The sequence below is a fragment of the Christensenella massiliensis genome (genome assembly GCF_040409835.1).
GTDB classification, from domain to species: Bacteria; Bacillota; Clostridia; order Christensenellales; family Christensenellaceae; genus Christensenella; species Christensenella massiliensis.
This window is the reverse complement of the sequence record NZ_CP117826.1, coordinates 2,305,499-2,320,819: the sequence shown is the minus strand read 5'-3', so window position 1 is coordinate 2,320,819 and position 15,321 is coordinate 2,305,499. Positions and strand designations below refer to the sequence as shown.

Genomic DNA, 15,321 nt, shown 5'->3' with positions numbered 1-15,321 from the left:
CTCACCCCTGTGCGATCATTTCTCCAAGCGCCGTAATGCCCTGCTGCAGCTGCGCATCCGTTTCAAAGGTCAGCCGCCCCTCTGGATTCGATACGACAACATCCGGTGTGATCCCGTCGTTGACGGCTTTTTCAGCCGGCGTATAATAAAGCGCATTCGTCAGCTTGACTCCGCCGCCCGAATAGGGCATATCAATGACTGACTGCACGACTCCTTTGCCATAGGTCTGCGTTCCTACGATCTGTCCGCGTTCCCTGTCCTGCACCGCTCCGGCAAAAACCTCCGCCGCTGATGCGCTGTTGCCGTCCACCAGTACCACAAGCGGAATATCGAAATAATCCGCGTCTACCGTCAGCTCTTCCCGCGCGCCTCCTTTTCCGACCGTATAGGCGGCAAGGCCCCCGGGCAATATCTCATCGAGCATAGATACCGCTTCCTGCACGCTTCCGTCCATGTTGCCGCGCACATCGAGCAAAACGCCTTCCGCTCCCTGATCTTTCAGGAATTGGACCGCATTTTTAAATTCCTCAACACAATTTCCGTTAAATTCGGAAATAACGATCTGCGCGATCTGGTCTGTCAGCATCGTATAGGTAACACGCTGCGCGTCTACATTTGCCCGAGCCACTTCAAGCTCGCGCGGCGCTTCTGTTCCTGTCTGTACCGTCAGCTTAACCGAGCTTCCGCTTGGCCCGCGCAGCATATTGAGAGAGCTTTCATAATCCAGACCGCCCACATCTGCACCATCGACCGCAAGGATCACGTCGTTTTCCGCAAGACCTGCCGTTTCCGCCGGACTCCCGGAATAGACCTTTTCGATCTTCAGATGCCCTGTTTTCTGATAAGGCCCCGCTGTGATGCCGATGCCTACAAGGTCTGCATCCGTCTGCTGGTTGAATTCTTTATATTCTTCTTCAGTATAATAGACAGAATAGGGATCTCCGAGCGATTCCACCATCCCTTTGAGCGTTCCTGTCACCAGCGTATCCTGCTCTATCTCCTGATAATAATTCTCGTTTATGATCGTCTCAAGGTCGCTGATCTCCATATATTTCTGGATATCCTGATAGCTCCCTTTTCCAAGCAGGATATCGTTTCCTTTGATTTGGGATACCTGATAGAAATATACGAATAAGCCTGTTACGAAGCTTGCCGTGACCGCGATCACCACGCACATGATAAATAGCTTTTTTTTCTCCAAACGCCCTATACCTCCGACCGTATCTTCATTCCTTCCCGAATTCCGTTCAAGAATGAAACAACGCACTTCCGTGCGCTTTTCGTATCTTTCGTAAGTGCCGTTCTTCATTTGTTACGAACATATTACATTTCTATTATATCATTTTATTAGAAAAATGCAAGTTCTATGATGTTTCGGTGCAAAATTCACAGATTTTTATTGACCCATACCGTTAAATTTGAAATATCGCACATATAGGTTTCTTTTAATGCCGGATTATAGATGATACTGGCCGGATGATATAACGGGAACAGCCAATAACCGTTTTTTTCGAGCATGATCTTCTCCGCAGCTCCGTGGCATCCGCCGATATTGACTGAAAAATCCCAGACAGCGTGAAGCGGCGTATTGCCGAGCGTAACGAGCAGCCTCGGCGAAACGAGCCTGATCTCTTCGTGCAGAAACGGCCGGGCTGCAAGGATCTCTTCTTTGGTAGGCGGCCGGTTCGACACCGTGTTCTTCGCGCTTATTTTCGTGGGTCTGAATTTGCAAACGTTCGTAACGTAGAGGTCTTCCCGTTTCAGCCCCGACGCTTCGAGAAACTCGGCAAGATTCTTTCCAGCACGCCCGACAAACGGTTTTTTTTGCGCGACCTCGTCTTTTCCCGGCGCTTCGCCGATCAGCATGATCTCCGCACCCGGTTTTCCATCGCCAAAAACCAGTTCCTGTTTTGGGCAGGCCCGTTTTATCTTTTGGTACAGCTGCTCAAGAGATACCGGTCTCATGCAATAATTCTCCAAGCACACGAAAATCCTGCCGCGCATATTCCGCATAATCCGGATTATGCAGCAAGGCAGCAGGATGAAATGTAGGCATAATGTAGAAGCCTTTTACTTTAACGCACGAACCGTGCTCTTTCATCATTCTGACGTCCCGGCCTAAGATCGCTCCGGCTGCAATACGCCCTAAGCATACGATGATCTTTGGTTTTATGAACGCTACCTGCCCGCGCAGATATCCGATACAGGCCGCGCGTTCGTCGTCCTGCGGGTCACGGTTGCCCGGCGGACGGCATTTGACTACGTTTGCGATATAGACGCTGCTGCGCGCAAGACCGATCTCCCCCAGCATACGTTCTAAAAGCTGCCCGGCTGGTCCGACAAACGGCCTGCCCTGCTCGTCCTCCCGCGCGCCCGGACCTTCCCCTATAAACATTACGTCCGCATGCAGGTCTCCCTCGCCGAACACGACATTCTGCCGCGTCTGCCAAAGCTTGCACGCTTTACAGCTCATGACTGCTTCATACAGGCTTTTTATCGTTGGATATATCATGTTTCGTTTCCCCGTCTTTACAGACTGGTTCGTCCTTCCAGCGCCTTTGCGAGCGTAATCTCGTCCGCGTATTCAAGCTCCGCGCCAATCGGTATCCCGTGCGCGATACGCGACACCTTAACGTCGTAGCCGCCGAGCAGACGGCTGATATAGGCCGCCGTCGCTTCCCCCTGTACATCCGGATTGGTGGCGAGTATCACTTCTTTTACTTCGCCGTCCATACGTTCAAGAAGGCTGTCGATTGCGATATCGTCGGGGCCGACGCCCTCAAGCGGCGAGATCGTTCCGCCGAGCACATGATAGAGTCCACGGTATTCGTGTGTCTTTTCGATTGCAAAAACGTCCCGCGAATCCTTGACAACGCAAATGACGGAACGATCCCTCTTTGGGTCCCCGCATACGCTGCACACTTCTTCCTCGCATAGATTGCCGCATATTTTACAATATCTGACCTTTCGGCGCGCATCATACATCGTGGCCGCAAATTGCTTTACTTCAGCTTCCGGCATTTTCAAGATGTGGTATGCAAGCCGCTGGGCCGTCTTTGTTCCAATTCCCGGAAGCTTACAGAATTGCGCGACCAGCCTTTGATAGGATTGCAGATTCAATTAGAAAAGTCCCCCGAGGTTCATTCCTCCCGTGATCTTTCCCATTTCTGTCTGCATCATTTCATCCGCCTTGGAAAGCGCTTCGTTGACCGCTGCGATCACGAGATCCTGCAGCATCTCCACATCGTCCGGGTCTACTGCGGCTTCCTGTATCTCGATACTTTTGATCATCTTCTTTCCCGTTGCGACCACGCGCACGACGCCGCCGCCTGCGGTCGCCTCTACCTCGCGTTCCTCAAGCTCCGCCTGCATCTGCTGCATTTTTGCCTGCATCTGCTGCGCCTGCCGCATCATATTCTGCATATTCATCCCGCCCGGGAATCCTCCTCTTGCCATTTCAAGCTCCTCCAAATCTTTTTTACTATTTTATCACAACTTTATCTTTTCCAAAAAGGTCAAATAGCTGCTGTTCCATGCTTTTTTCTTCCTTTTTTCCGTATCTCGGCTCTATCGTCATCGCCCTCCCGAATATCTCCTGCGTGATGCTTTCCATCTGGGAAAGATATTCTTCCTTGCACAGCATATCGACAAGGATACGGTCTTCCTCATCCGCAAGGACGCCGAGCAGGCTGCCCTTGATGTCGAGCGTTTTTACCGCAGCAGCGGCCGGGGTAAGTACGGGTATCTTTTCTTCGATCTTTGCACGGAATTGCCTGAGTGCTTTCTGTGCGTCGGGCACAGAGGCCTGTTCTTTTTTCTCCGCCTGTTTTTCCGTTTTTTCAGCACCGGACGGAAGCTCCCGCGTTCCGGGTATCTCTTCCTGCATGGGAACTGTCTGCGGAGCTTCCTTTTCTTGCTGCACGGCGGGTGCGGCGGCAGGAACAGCTGTGACCTGTGCGGCGAGCTTTTCTACCCGTGCTTCCAGTTTTTTCAATCTAAGCTCTATATCCTCCGTATCCACATCCGTCGTATTCATAGCCGCACGTACCACTGCTGCAATCAATACCGCATCCGGCGTTGCCGCGTAGCGCAGGATATTCTGATTATAGATAAACACCTCGAGCACACGCAGCAGATTCGCGCAGCGGTAGGCATCCGACGCTTCCTTTGCGAGCTGTCCGGACAGTTCTACAATGATATCCCGCAGAATATTATGCGGCTCGATCCCATCATGCAGCATCTCGCTGAGCAAGGTAAGCGCTTCGGACGGCGTCTCGGAAAGAACTGCATCGCAAAGCGCCCGCGTACGCTTTGTATCGGCGATCCCCATTGCTTCATTCACATGGGCGAGGGTAAGCGTGTCCTGCCCGGCGATACATTGATCCATAACGGAAAGCGCGTCGCGCATGGCACCTTCTGCGGACTGCGCGATCATTGTGAGCGCGTCTTCCTCATATTGGAGCCCTGTCTTTTCCGCCACCTCGCGAAGGCGGGCGACGATATCTTCCTCTGTGATCCTCTTGAAATCGTAACGCTGGCAGCGCGACAGGATCGTTGCAGGCAGCTTCCGTATCTCCGTCGTTGCAAGGATAAACACCGCATGTGCGGGCGGTTCCTCGAGCGTCTTCAGGAGCGCGTTGAACGCCCCGGACGAAAGCATGTGGACTTCGTCTATGATATATACCTTATATTTCCCCAGTGCCGGCAGAAGCGACACCTTTTCGCGGATATCGCGGACATTATCCACGCTGTTATTGGATGCTGCGTCGATCTCGACGATATCGACGAATGCCTCGTTTGCCACACCCGCGCACACCTCGCATTTGCCGCAGGGATTTCCATCCTGCGGAGCAAGACAGTTGATCGCATTCGCGAATATTTTTGCAGTACTCGTTTTTCCCGTTCCGCGCGGGCCATAGAACAGATAGGCATGAGCGACCTGACCGGTCATGACCTGTTTTTTTAAGATGTCCGTAATGTGCTGCTGTCCATAAACCTCGTCAAAGGTCTTAGGCCGGAACACGCGGTATAGTGTTTTATATGCCATAGAGCCTCCTTACTGGCAGATCCTTCGTTTACGTTCTTCCAAATATTCCCTGAAAGCCTGCAAATCCCGGCTCACGATGAGTTCCTCCGGAAAGCTTTCCGCTTCAAGCGCCCGCACGGCGTCTTCAAAATCCCCGACGTTATAACAGATATGCGCGTCGGAGGAAACGGTGATGCGCACATCTTTTTGTTTACACAGCCGGATAAACTGCGGACATATCCGGTCGCTTCCTTTGCGATGGCTGAAAGAATGGCTGTTGATCTCGATCAGTTTATCACAACGCTTCGCGGCATCCACCACTTCTTCAATATGAACAGGATAATGCGGGTTGCCCGGATGCCCGACCGCATCGACATACGGGTTTTGCAGCACACCGACGAGGGCCGCCGTGTTTTGTTCCTCCGTTCCCGGCGCGATCACAACCTCGTGCATGGAAGCGATCAGAAACTCCGTTTTTTCAATGTATTTGTGAGAAAGATCAACGCCGCCGTCATAGGTCTTGATATTGAGCTCACACCCGCGGATCATACGCACGCCTTCAAGGGTATCCGGCACGCCTTGCAGGACGCTCAGGATGTAATCCGGCGCGCTGCCCGCAAGTCCGGGGCCGTGATCTGTGCAGCAGAATGCCTCCAGGCCCTTTTGCGCGGCAAGCAGCGCATTTTCACGCAGAGTAGAATATGCATGCCCGCTCGCCACCGTATGCGTATGTGTATCTACAAGAAGCTTCATACTAAATCTCCCTATCTTTTCACGATCCGGCGGCCGTTTCTCCATTGTTTTCCCGCCGCCAGAAAAATAAATATTGCTGCGCGATGCCTGCGCATTTCCCGAACCGCTTTTGTGCAAAGCCGTAGATCTGTCTGTCGTTTCCGGTAAAGCCATAATGTTCACGAAGCACGCGCCTTATCCAAACGTCCGCCGGAAAAGCATCTGCAAATCCGAGTGAAAAAAGCAGGATACAGTCCGCCACTTTCGGCCCTACGCCCGGGATCGCCATCAGTTCCTTTTTTGCGTCCGCATAACAGAGGCTGCGAAGGCTGTCAAGCGGAAAGCCCTGCGCCGCCATTTGCGCCGCCTCCCTGATATATGGCGCCCGATAGCCGCTGCCGCATTCGGCGAGTTCTTCTACAGAAAGCCGCGCAAGCTCTTCCGAACGCGGAAACCGGTACCACGTCCTGTTCTCAAAGACAAACGGCTCTCCACACCGGGCACAAATACGCTCGATGATCCCCCGGATCCGCTTCACATGATTGTTGGCGGATATGATAAATGAGATCAGCGTTTCGAACGGCTCCTGATTTAGGACCCGCAGGCCACAGCCGTATTCAATCCCTTGCTTCAGGGTTCTGTCGCGGCAGCCGGAAAAGAGCGACGCATAGTTCCGCTCCAAATCAAAATAGCGTTTCCACACATTTTCAAAATCCTGCTGTACGCAGGGAAAGAGGCGCGCACCTTCCGGTATTTTTTCCACACGCAGAAAGCGCCCGTATGCCACGCCTTCATAAGCGTTTTCCCCACAGGCCAAAAAGCGAAACGCCTGCCCGTTTTCAAAAATGTGCCGTGGTTCAAAGCACTCCGTTTGCAGGAGCGCCGCTCCATTTTCATAGCGAATATCCATCTTTTATAGTATATCATAAACGGAAGCGTATGAGTAGCGTACAAAGGGAAACGAATGAAAAAGAGACATATCTTTTTTGATATGTCTCTCTTTTATTTTGCTTTTACTAACACAGCGTGCAGACGGCGTCAGTCTGAAACATAGGGCAGAAGCGCCATGACTCTTGCCCGCTTGATCGCGGTCGCAAGCTCGCGCTGGTGCTTCGCGCAGGTGCCGGAAGCACGGCGCGGCGTGATTTTTCCACGCTCCGTCAAATATTTTCTTAACTTCGCAACGTCTTTATAATCGATAAATTCCGATTTGTCCGCGCAGAAGGCGCATACTTTTCTTCTCGGGCGCCGTGCGCGCATCGGTCTTCTCGCTCTTTCTTCGCTCATTTGAGACATCTCCTTTGCTTAAGATCCGCTCCGCAGCTTTTCAGCGTACGGGCGGCCCGACCGTTTTTCCGGTCAGAACGGAAGTTCCGCGTCGTCAAGCGGCTGGAAATCCGACAACTCCTCCGCGAACAGATCGTCCGCGCTCGGCTGCTGGGCGGCCGGCTGCTGCTGTGCGTCTCCGCGTGTAGCGCCCGGATTCTGAGCCTTGCTCGTCACAAACTCGGCCTCGTCTACAACAACCTCCGTTACATAACGCCGCACGCCGTTTTGATCGTCGTACGTACGCGTCTGTATCGTTCCTACTATACCGATCCGGGAACCTTTTGTAAAATATTTTGCAATAAACTCCGCCGTTGAACGCCATGCTACACAGTTGATAAAATCAGCCTGCTGCGTTCCGTCCTGCGATTTGTACCGGCGGGTGACCGCGACGGTAAAACTCGTTACAGAAACGCCCGAGGGCGTTGTACGCTGTTCCGGATCTCTCGTTAAATTTCCAACCAGAATCGCTTTATTCATCTTGGAACCATCCTTCGTTTGGTCTTTTAGGCGCAAAAAATCCGCGCAATTTCTACTTATGCTTTCTGCTCTTCGAGATTGATTACGATATAGCGGAGCACATCGTCGGCAATCTTGTAATTTCTTTCAAGCTCGGCCGGAAGAGTCGGTTCCGCTTCGAACGTCATCAGCACATAGTAGCCGTCGTTGATATACTGGATAGGGTAGGCAAGACGCTTTTTGCCCCATTCGTCGATCTTTTCCACTTTACCGCCGCTTTTTTCGACGATATCGGAAAAGCGCTTTACGAGAGCATCTTTCTTCTCCTCTTCCATATCCGGCTTCAAAATGTACATGGATTCGTACTTTATCATCCGTGATTCACCTCCTTCTGGACTAATGGCCCTGCTTTTGTCCGCAGAGCAAGGACGCTACATCAAGTTATTATAGCCTACCTTTTGTACAGAAGTCAAGCCTTCCGGCAGATAGGCCAAAGAAACTATTTCCGGGAAAAAAGCCCTTTTTTAACATACGGGCCGCTTTCAACAGACAAAACTGTATAGCCCGTCCGGTCGATCGCCTCTCTTAATGCCTGCTCGTCGATCGCCTCTTCCGTAATGACGACCGTCTGCTTTTTTGTATGCGACGAATGAACCTTTTTTACGGGGACCGCCTTTCTCACCGTGTCGTTGATATGCGCTTCGCACATTCCGCACTGCATTCCGTCGACCTTTAATGTATATTGCATCATTGTTCAATACCTCCGCATTTATTGATATACGCGCAAAGTTAGCTTATGCTAATTAAATGGTAGCACTTATTTTTTCTGAAGTCAAACGGATTGCCAACCGTGCGGAAAATAAAAAGGATCCTTTCGGGTCCTTTTCCGGTGTCTGCTCGTTACCGCTTATACAAGCGCCTCTTTCAGCTTGGCGATGCCCGTCTCGATGCGGGACAGTGTCTCGTGCTTTCCGAGCAGGTAAGCGATCTCGATCGCGCCGCCCGGCGTGACCGGGGTTCCCGACACCGCGACGCGCAGCGGATAGAGAAGCTGTCCATTTTTTACCCCCAGCTTTTCCACAAGCTCCATCATGGAATCGTGTATCATTGTTTCTGTGAAATCCGGAAGATCGCGCAGGACGGGATAAGCGGCTTCGAGATATACGAGTGCGCTTTCCGGCGTGACCTTCATTTTTTTATGATGATAGAGGCTGATGTCGTAATCCGGCAGCTGAGAAAGAAAACGGAGCTTATCCGGTATTTCTGTCAGCACCTCAAGGCGCGGCTGGATGAGCCGCGTGATGAGCGGCAGGTCGAATTTGTCCGGATCGATAGCCTGCTCGAAATACGGCATCGCCATTTCAATAAACTGCTCCTCCGAAAGGGCACGGATATATTCCGCGTTCATCCATTTCAGCTTTTCCACATCAAAAATCGCCGGGCTTTTGCTGACGCCCGATACGTCGAACGCATGCACGAGCTCTGGGAGGGTGAATATCTCCTGATTATCCGACGGACTCCACCCGAGCAGCGCGATATAATTGAGGATAGCGCCCGAAAGAAAGCCCTTTTCCACAAAGTCCTCGTAGGACGCGTCGCCGTGACGTTTTGAGAGCTTGGCGTGCTTATCGCGCATGACCGGCGGCAGGTGGATATATTCCGGCACGTCCCAATCCATCGCTTCATAGAGCAGGTTATATTTCGGCGTAGAGGAAAGATATTCGATTCCCCGGATGACGTGCGTGATTTTCATCAGGTGGTCGTCCACCACGTTCGCGAGGTTATATGTCGGGTAGCCGTCCGATTTCAGCAGAATGTTGTCTTCCATATCGCTGTTCGGCACCGTGACTGTTCCGTATACCATATCGCTGTACGTCGTTTCTCCCTCTGTCGGGATATTCTGGCGGATGACATACGGCTCGCCTGCGTCGAGCTTCGCCTTGATCTCCTCCGGTGTGAGAGAAAGGCAATGCTTATCGTATTTGAACTGCTCTCCTTTGGCCTCACACTCTGCGCGCAGTCCGGAAAGGCGTTCTTTCGTACAGAAGCAATAATAAGCCGCGCCGCGCCTCACAAGCTCTTCCGCATATTTTTGATAGATATCCTTGCGCTCGGACTGGATATACGGCCCGTATTCCCCGCCTACATCCGGACCCTCATCGTAAACGAGCCCCGTATCTTTCAGCGTGCGGTAGATGATCTCGCTTGCTTCGTCTACAAGGCGTTCCCGGTCCGTATCCTCGATGCGCAGTATAAACTTCCCGCCGTTCTTTTTCGCGAACAGATAGGCATAAAGCGCCGTCCGCAGGCCGCCGATATGCAGATAACCCGTTGGGCTGGGCGCGAATCTTGTTCTGATTTCCATAATACCGTTCCTTTCAAAATTTTGCTCCGTACGCTTTCCGTAAGAAAAGCTCTTCGCCGTTCTCTTTTATTTTGCCATCGTTTTTGCAAAGCTGTCCTTAAGGCTCACGATCTGGTTGAACACCAGTTTATCTTCCGTGGTGTCTTCCGTATCGATACAAAAATACCCCTGCCGCATGAACTGGAAACGCCCGCCCTTTTCCGCATTTCTGATATGCGGCTCGATCACCGCATTTTTCAGCACGGTGAGCGAATTGGGATTGGCGGCATAGGCGCCGTCCTCCTGTTCCGTGAACAGATAGTCGTACAGACGTACCTGAGCCGGGACCGCAGTATCGCGCTCCACCCAGTGGAGCGTTCCCTTTACCTTGCGTCCGCTGTTCTCCCCGCCTGACTTGGTCGTTTCATCGTAGGTGCACACAACTTCCTCGATATTCCCGTCCGCATCCTTTACAACGCGCTCGCATTTGATGATATAAGCATTTTTCAGGCGAACCTCACCGCCCACATACAGCCGGAAATATTTGTTGTTCGGCCTGACCTCCATAAAATCGTCCTGCTCGATAAAAAGATGCTTCGAAAATGGCACTTCGTGCGTGCTTTCCCCGCCCGGCAGGTCCTCCGCCGTAAGCAGTTCCGTTTTTCCGTCCGGGTAGTTCTCTATCGTAAGCTTGAGCGGACGGAGCACGCCCATCACACGCGGCGCATGCGCGTTAAGGTCTTCACGCACGCAATGCTCGAGCAGGCGCACGTCGACCACCGATACCGCCTTTGCCACACCAATGCGCTCGCAGAAATCGCGGATCGCAGCGGGCGTATAGCCCCTGCGCCGCACGCCGGAAAGCGTGGGCATACGCGGATCATCCCAACCGGAAACGACGCCGTCGTCCACCAGCTTTTTCAAATAGCGCTTGCTCATGACCGTATTGGTCAGATTGAGGCGTGCAAACTCATACTGATGCGGCACATGCTCGCATTCGCATTTCTCTATTACCCAATCATACAATGGGCGGTGGTCTTCAAATTCCATTGTGCACACCGAATGCGTAACGCCCTCGTAAGCATCCTCAAGAGGATGCGCAAAATCGTACATCGGATAGATCACCCACCGATCTCCGGTACGGTGGTGCGGCGTTTTCACGATGCGGTAAATGGCAGGATCGCGCATATTGAGGTTTGGAGAGGCCATATCGATCTTTGCACGCAGCACTTTTGCGCCGTCGGGAAATTCTCCGGCACGCATGCGCCGGAACAGATCCATATTTTCTTCAGGCGTACGGCTGCGGTAAGGGCTTTCCGTTCCGGGCTGTGTGAGCGTTCCCCTGTATTCCCGCATTTCCTCGGGCGTAAGGTCATCCACATAGGCAAGTCCTTTTTCAATCAGCTTTTCCGCGCACTCATACATGAAATCAAAATAATCCGAGCCGTAAACTTCGTCCGCCCAATGGAAGCCCAGCCACTCGATGTCGCGCTTGATTGCTTCAATATATTCGATATCTTCCTTGACGGGATTGGTATCGTCAAAACGCAGGTTGCATTTCCCTCCGAATTTTTCTGCCAGCCCGAAATTCAGACAGATGGATTTTGCATGCCCGATGTGCAGATAGCCGTTCGGTTCGGGCGGAAAGCGCGTGACGACTGTCTTTTCCTTTCCCCCGGCAAGGTCTTTCTCGATGATCTCTTCGATAAAATTCTTTGATTCGTTTTCTGCCATGACAAACCTCTTTCCCAATTCTCTTACGAACTTTTATTATAACAAGAAACAAAGCCGCGTGCAATATTGCACGCGGCTCTCCTCGCTATGTTTGGAAAAGTGTTTCTTTTTTGTCAGGTATCTATTTTTTCCCATGATACTCGTCCGCATTTATCGCAGCGCAGTTGAAGCTCATTCGGCTCCCTCGCGCCGATGATCGTCCAGCTTTTGCTGCCGCAGCCGCCGCAAACCAGATAATCCGGACCATACCAATGATCTTTCACAAAAATCTTTATTCCGCCGCCTACCTGATCCAGTTCGGCATCGTCGAGTTTTTGAACCTGTTTGAGCGTACTGAAGTCCACTTCCCTGCCGTCCACCAGAAATTTGCCTTCTTCTTTCCTGATTTCTGCCATTTTGATTTTCTCCTTTTGTGGTCAGTTATCTTATACTACGTCCTGTTTTCAAAAAAATCTCAAAATATAATTACTTATGGTAGGTCTCCCCGCGCATGATCTTAAAAGCGCGGAAGATCTGCTCCAGCAGCACGATACGGAACAAACGGTGCGGGAGCGTCATGCGCGACATGGAGAGGCGCAGGTCCGCCCGCCGGAGCACCTCTCCCGAAAGTCCGAGAGAGCCGCCGACCACAAAGGTGATAGTTCCCGCTCCACCGGACATAAGGCCGTCCAGTTTCTGAGCAAATTCCTCCGACGCCAGTTCCTTTCCGCGCACGTCGCAGGCGACTACATATCCCTCGCATTTTTTCAGGATACGCGTTCCCTCCGCGTTTCGCACGGCTTCCTCCGCTTTTTCCCCTTTTACGTTCGTCAACGGTTCGTCCGGCAGTTCTTCAACGGTAAGCGTACAAAAGCGGCTGAGCATTTTCGCATACTCTGCCTGCGCCTGTTCATAAAACGTTTCTTTTAATTTTCCTACGCAAATGATTTTGATTTTCATAAACGATCATACCGCGGCGTATATTCCCGTTACACCCTCGCGCTTGGCCATCGCCACCGCGACGTGTCTGCCTACTATCACACCGTTCTGCCGCAGAAAGCCGCACACCGTTTCGTATGCAAGCTCATAAAAATTATTCTTTTCCGAAAGATGCCCCAAAAGGACGCCCCTTACATTTGCTTCCACAAGACGCATTGCCGTCTGTGCCGCATCATCGTTGGAAAGATGGCCATGTGCCGAAAGGATGCGCCGTTTGAGATAATAGGGATAAGGGCCGCATTTCAGCATCTCGACATCGTGATTGGATTCCAGAAGTACGATAGACGATCCGGCGACCTGCGCAAGCATTTTTTCCGTGACCCTGCCAAGGTCCGTCATGATACTGACTTTTTTTCCTCCTGCCGTAAGGCTGTAACCGAACGGCCGAACCGCGTCGTGCGATATTTCGTAGGGCTGCACACACAACTCTCCGACATAAAAATCCTGTTCGTCGATCACGCGGATATTTTTGCTCTGCACATCGCCGAGACGTTTTTCCATTTCTGCCCATGTCTGGGCGTTCGCATAAACCGGGATATCAAATTTACGGGAGATCGCGCCGATCCCCGCGATATGGTCGCTGTGTTCATGCGTGACCAGAATGCCGTCGATATCCTCCATTCGGATATCGACCTTTTTTAATTCCGACACGATCTTCGTGCAGGAATATCCTGCGTCCACAAGTACTTTAGACCTTTCCGTACCTGCATAGATGCAGTTACCTTTCGACCCGCTGAACAGCGGAGCGAGTTTCAGCTCCATATATTGTGCCTTTCTTTGCTACCTGATACCGTTTATTGTATACTTCTTTTCATTCTTTTTCAATCCTATTTTGAGATGCCTCCCTGAGCCGTGACGTCTACGGAAATATAGAAAAAAATTTTGTTCAGTTTAGAATTTCTTTATTATTTATGATATACTTTTAAATGGCATAAATTTTCCATAACAGGGGAAAAGTGATATGACGATCTCATTTTCAGAATTTATTTCTCAGCTTGGGTCTAACCCCGCTCTTTTGATTACGGTCATCCTGACGCTGGGCGTTATTCTCGTAAACGGCTGGACCGATGCGCCTAACGCGATCGCGACGTGCGTCTCTACCCGTGCCCTGAAGCCGAAGCCGGCTATCCTTATGGCTGCCGTCTTTAATTTTCTCGGTGTGCTCGTTATGACGATGATCAACGCTACCGTTGCTTATACGATATACAGCATGGTGGATTTCGGCGGCGATTCCCACGAAGCTCTCGTCGCGCTCTGCGCGGCGATGGTGGCGATCGTGACGTGGGCGACCGTCGCATGGCGCTTTGGCATCCCGACCAGCGAAAGTCACGCGCTGATTGCCGGGCTTTCAGGCGCGGCCATCGCTATGCATGGCGGTTTTGGCGGGATCAACGGCGCAGAATGGGTCAAGGTTCTATATGGCCTTGCTCTTTCCACAGGGCTTGGTTTTGGCCTTGGCTGGCTTTCCGCAAAGCTTACCGCAGCCGTCTGTAAATATAAAGACAGACGCAGAACCAGCCGCTTCTTTCATTATGGACAGATCGGCGGCGCCGCCGCGATGTCGTTCATGCACGGCGCGCAGGACGGGCAGAAATTTATGGGTGTTTTCCTGCTCGGCATTTTTCTTGCAAAAGGACAGGCAGATGTCACGACTTTTGAAATTCCGATCTGGCTGATGATTCTTTGCTCCGCCGTTATGGCGCTCGGCACCTCTATCGGAGGATATCGTATCATCAAGGCCGTCGGAATGGATATGGTACATTTGAAAGGATATCAGGGTTTTGATGCAGATATGTCCGCAACAGTATGTCTGCTTGCCTCGTCGCTTACGGGACTTCCCGTCAGTACGACGCATACAAAGACCACCGCGATCATGGGCGTAGGCGCGGCACGCCGCGTTTCTTCCGTCAACTGGGGCGTTGTAAAGGAAATGTTCATGGCGTGGATCCTTACTTTCCCCGGCTGCGGGGTCATCGGCTTTTTAATGGCTCTTTTGTTCATGGCAGTATTTTGATCGGTTCAAACACCGCTGGAGGATTTTAAAAATGGCAAAAAAACACAGTTTTGATTATTTTGACGCATTTGTCAATATGGTGGATTATTCCTGCTCCGCCGCTTCCCTGCTGGGCGATACTCTGCGCAGCTTTGAGCCTGATAAAGTGGAGGAAGCAATGAACACGATACACAAGATCGAGCACACCGCCGATCAGGCAAAGCACGAGATGATGAAAGCCTTGATCCGCGAGTTTCTTCCGCCGATCGAACGGGAAGACGTGACCGAGATCGCGCAGAGGATCGACGATGTGACCGATGCACTTGAGGACGTCATCGTAAAAATCTATACGTTCAATATTCAGAGCATCCGTCCTGAAGCGCTGGAATTCATGGATATTATTGCCGCCTGCTGTTCTTCATTGAAAAAAGCGATACAGGAATTCCGCAATTTCAAGAAATCCAGTTCTCTGAGCGATTATATCATTGAGATCAATGACCTCGAGGGAGAGGGCGACCAGCTTTATACCCGCGCGATGCGTGACCTGCACGTCAATTCCACCGATCCGGTCGAGATCATGGTATGGTCCAAGACCTTTAACTATTTTGAGGGCTGCTGTGACGCATGCGAGGATGTGGCCAATACGCTTGAGACCGTTGTGATGAAAAACAGCTGAACGAAAGCTGTAAAAATACCGCGTATCAAAATACGCGGTATTTTTATGCGTTG

19 protein-coding genes are annotated in these 15,321 nt (G+C 51.6%); 2 read left to right on the top strand and 17 right to left on the bottom strand.

Going from position 1 to position 15,321, the window contains the following annotated elements; genetic code table 11:
- Position 1 precedes the first annotated feature (1 nt).
- From PUP29_RS11400 to PUP29_RS11320, 17 genes are all read right to left on the bottom strand, one after another.
- Positions 2 to 1,201: a S41 family peptidase gene (locus tag PUP29_RS11400; RefSeq protein WP_353423376.1), complete on the bottom strand. Its 1,200-nt coding sequence runs from the start codon at positions 1,199 to 1,201 to the stop codon at positions 2 to 4.
- 185 nt (positions 1,202 to 1,386) lie between these two features.
- A complete protein-coding gene (locus tag PUP29_RS11395) occupies positions 1,387 to 1,965 on the bottom strand; it encodes a uracil-DNA glycosylase (protein ID WP_079545676.1) in 579 nt (192 codons plus the stop codon).
- The gene (locus tag PUP29_RS11390) at positions 1,946 to 2,512 is read right to left on the bottom strand and encodes a uracil-DNA glycosylase (RefSeq protein ID WP_079545677.1); all 567 of its coding nucleotides are present in this window, start codon (positions 2,510 to 2,512) and stop codon (positions 1,946 to 1,948) included. Before PUP29_RS11390 ends, PUP29_RS11395 begins: the two co-directional genes overlap by 20 nt.
- A 17-nt stretch (positions 2,513 to 2,529) precedes the next feature.
- Positions 2,530 to 3,120: a recombination mediator RecR gene (gene recR / locus PUP29_RS11385; RefSeq protein ID WP_079545679.1), complete on the bottom strand. Its 591-nt coding sequence runs from the start codon at positions 3,118 to 3,120 to the stop codon at positions 2,530 to 2,532.
- Positions 3,121 to 3,456: a YbaB/EbfC family nucleoid-associated protein gene (locus PUP29_RS11380; RefSeq protein ID WP_079545681.1), complete on the bottom strand. Its 336-nt coding sequence runs from the start codon at positions 3,454 to 3,456 to the stop codon at positions 3,121 to 3,123.
- Between the two features lie 25 nt (positions 3,457 to 3,481).
- Complete coding sequence (dnaX, locus tag PUP29_RS11375; protein ID WP_353423374.1) at positions 3,482 to 5,047, bottom strand: DNA polymerase III subunit gamma/tau; 1,566 nt, start codon at positions 5,045 to 5,047, stop codon at positions 3,482 to 3,484.
- A gap of 9 nt (positions 5,048 to 5,056) precedes the next feature.
- The gene (locus PUP29_RS11370; RefSeq protein ID WP_353423373.1) at positions 5,057 to 5,779 is read right to left on the bottom strand and encodes a phosphatase; all 723 of its coding nucleotides are present in this window, start codon (positions 5,777 to 5,779) and stop codon (positions 5,057 to 5,059) included.
- A gap of 19 nt (positions 5,780 to 5,798) precedes the next feature.
- A complete protein-coding gene (locus PUP29_RS11365) occupies positions 5,799 to 6,668 on the bottom strand; it encodes a DNA-3-methyladenine glycosylase family protein (RefSeq protein ID WP_079545686.1) in 870 nt (289 codons plus the stop codon).
- Positions 6,669 to 6,796: 128 nt separating this feature from the next.
- A complete protein-coding gene (gene rpsR, locus PUP29_RS11360; protein ID WP_353423370.1) occupies positions 6,797 to 7,045 on the bottom strand; it encodes a 30S ribosomal protein S18 in 249 nt (82 codons plus the stop codon).
- A gap of 72 nt (positions 7,046 to 7,117) precedes the next feature.
- A complete protein-coding gene (locus PUP29_RS11355; protein ID WP_079545689.1) occupies positions 7,118 to 7,564 on the bottom strand; it encodes a single-stranded DNA-binding protein in 447 nt (148 codons plus the stop codon).
- A gap of 56 nt (positions 7,565 to 7,620) precedes the next feature.
- Positions 7,621 to 7,917, bottom strand: coding sequence for a 30S ribosomal protein S6 (gene rpsF, locus PUP29_RS11350; RefSeq protein ID WP_079545691.1), 297 nt, complete (start codon positions 7,915 to 7,917; stop codon positions 7,621 to 7,623).
- A 125-nt stretch (positions 7,918 to 8,042) separates the two neighbouring features.
- Positions 8,043 to 8,294: a heavy-metal-associated domain-containing protein gene (locus tag PUP29_RS11345; RefSeq protein WP_079545692.1), complete on the bottom strand. Its 252-nt coding sequence runs from the start codon at positions 8,292 to 8,294 to the stop codon at positions 8,043 to 8,045.
- A 156-nt stretch (positions 8,295 to 8,450) separates the two neighbouring features.
- Entirely contained in the window at positions 8,451 to 9,908 is a 1,458-nt protein-coding gene (gene gltX, locus PUP29_RS11340; RefSeq protein ID WP_079545694.1) for a glutamate--tRNA ligase, read from the bottom strand.
- Between the two features lie 66 nt (positions 9,909 to 9,974).
- On the bottom strand, positions 9,975 to 11,621 hold the full coding sequence (locus tag PUP29_RS11335) for a glutamine--tRNA ligase/YqeY domain fusion protein (RefSeq protein ID WP_079545696.1): 1,647 nt from the start codon (positions 11,619 to 11,621) through the stop codon (positions 9,975 to 9,977).
- Between the two features lie 113 nt (positions 11,622 to 11,734).
- Entirely contained in the window at positions 11,735 to 12,016 is a 282-nt protein-coding gene (locus PUP29_RS11330) for a hypothetical protein (protein WP_079545698.1), read from the bottom strand.
- A 70-nt stretch (positions 12,017 to 12,086) separates the two neighbouring features.
- The gene (rlmH, locus tag PUP29_RS11325; RefSeq protein ID WP_079545700.1) at positions 12,087 to 12,560 is read right to left on the bottom strand and encodes a 23S rRNA (pseudouridine(1915)-N(3))-methyltransferase RlmH; all 474 of its coding nucleotides are present in this window, start codon (positions 12,558 to 12,560) and stop codon (positions 12,087 to 12,089) included.
- A gap of 6 nt (positions 12,561 to 12,566) precedes the next feature.
- Positions 12,567 to 13,361 carry an MBL fold metallo-hydrolase gene (locus PUP29_RS11320; protein ID WP_079545701.1) on the bottom strand — a complete coding sequence of 265 codons (795 nt, stop codon included), beginning with the start codon at positions 13,359 to 13,361 and terminating at the stop codon, positions 12,567 to 12,569.
- A 199-nt stretch (positions 13,362 to 13,560) separates the two neighbouring features.
- Here PUP29_RS11320 and PUP29_RS11315 point away from each other — a divergent pair, with 199 nt between their 5' ends.
- Complete coding sequence (locus PUP29_RS11315) at positions 13,561 to 14,613, top strand: inorganic phosphate transporter (RefSeq protein ID WP_079545703.1); 1,053 nt, start codon at positions 13,561 to 13,563, stop codon at positions 14,611 to 14,613.
- A gap of 31 nt (positions 14,614 to 14,644) precedes the next feature.
- Complete coding sequence (locus PUP29_RS11310; protein ID WP_079545705.1) at positions 14,645 to 15,268, top strand: DUF47 domain-containing protein; 624 nt, start codon at positions 14,645 to 14,647, stop codon at positions 15,266 to 15,268.
- Positions 15,269 to 15,321 lie beyond the last annotated feature (53 nt).

What these genes read in the sequence shown, in the direction of transcription:
- PUP29_RS11310 (WP_079545705.1), top strand. Translation starts at nt 14,645, where the DNA reads ATGGCAAAAAAACACAGTTTTGATTATTTTGACGCATTTGTCAATATG.
- rpsR (WP_353423370.1), bottom strand. Translation starts at nt 7,045, where the DNA reads ATGAGCGAAGAAAGAGCGAGAAGACCGATGCGCGCACGGCGCCCGAGA.
- PUP29_RS11345 (WP_079545692.1), bottom strand. Translation starts at nt 8,294, where the DNA reads ATGATGCAATATACATTAAAGGTCGACGGAATGCAGTGCGGAATGTGC.
- PUP29_RS11380 (WP_079545681.1), bottom strand. Translation starts at nt 3,456, where the DNA reads ATGGCAAGAGGAGGATTCCCGGGCGGGATGAATATGCAGAATATGATG.
- PUP29_RS11315 (WP_079545703.1), top strand. Translation starts at nt 13,561, where the DNA reads ATGACGATCTCATTTTCAGAATTTATTTCTCAGCTTGGGTCTAACCCC.
- gltX (WP_079545694.1), bottom strand. Translation starts at nt 9,908, where the DNA reads ATGGAAATCAGAACAAGATTCGCGCCCAGCCCAACGGGTTATCTGCAT.
- PUP29_RS11330 (WP_079545698.1), bottom strand. Translation starts at nt 12,016, where the DNA reads ATGGCAGAAATCAGGAAAGAAGAAGGCAAATTTCTGGTGGACGGCAGG.
- PUP29_RS11365 (WP_079545686.1), bottom strand. Translation starts at nt 6,668, where the DNA reads ATGGATATTCGCTATGAAAATGGAGCGGCGCTCCTGCAAACGGAGTGC.
- PUP29_RS11390 (WP_079545677.1), bottom strand. Translation starts at nt 2,512, where the DNA reads ATGATATATCCAACGATAAAAAGCCTGTATGAAGCAGTCATGAGCTGT.
- dnaX (WP_353423374.1), bottom strand. Translation starts at nt 5,047, where the DNA reads ATGGCATATAAAACACTATACCGCGTGTTCCGGCCTAAGACCTTTGAC.
- PUP29_RS11335 (WP_079545696.1), bottom strand. Translation starts at nt 11,621, where the DNA reads ATGGCAGAAAACGAATCAAAGAATTTTATCGAAGAGATCATCGAGAAA.
- PUP29_RS11320 (WP_079545701.1), bottom strand. Translation starts at nt 13,361, where the DNA reads ATGGAGCTGAAACTCGCTCCGCTGTTCAGCGGGTCGAAAGGTAACTGC.
- PUP29_RS11395 (WP_079545676.1), bottom strand. Translation starts at nt 1,965, where the DNA reads ATGAGACCGGTATCTCTTGAGCAGCTGTACCAAAAGATAAAACGGGCC.
- rpsF (WP_079545691.1), bottom strand. Translation starts at nt 7,917, where the DNA reads ATGATAAAGTACGAATCCATGTACATTTTGAAGCCGGATATGGAAGAG.
- PUP29_RS11370 (WP_353423373.1), bottom strand. Translation starts at nt 5,779, where the DNA reads ATGAAGCTTCTTGTAGATACACATACGCATACGGTGGCGAGCGGGCAT.
- rlmH (WP_079545700.1), bottom strand. Translation starts at nt 12,560, where the DNA reads ATGAAAATCAAAATCATTTGCGTAGGAAAATTAAAAGAAACGTTTTAT.
- PUP29_RS11355 (WP_079545689.1), bottom strand. Translation starts at nt 7,564, where the DNA reads ATGAATAAAGCGATTCTGGTTGGAAATTTAACGAGAGATCCGGAACAG.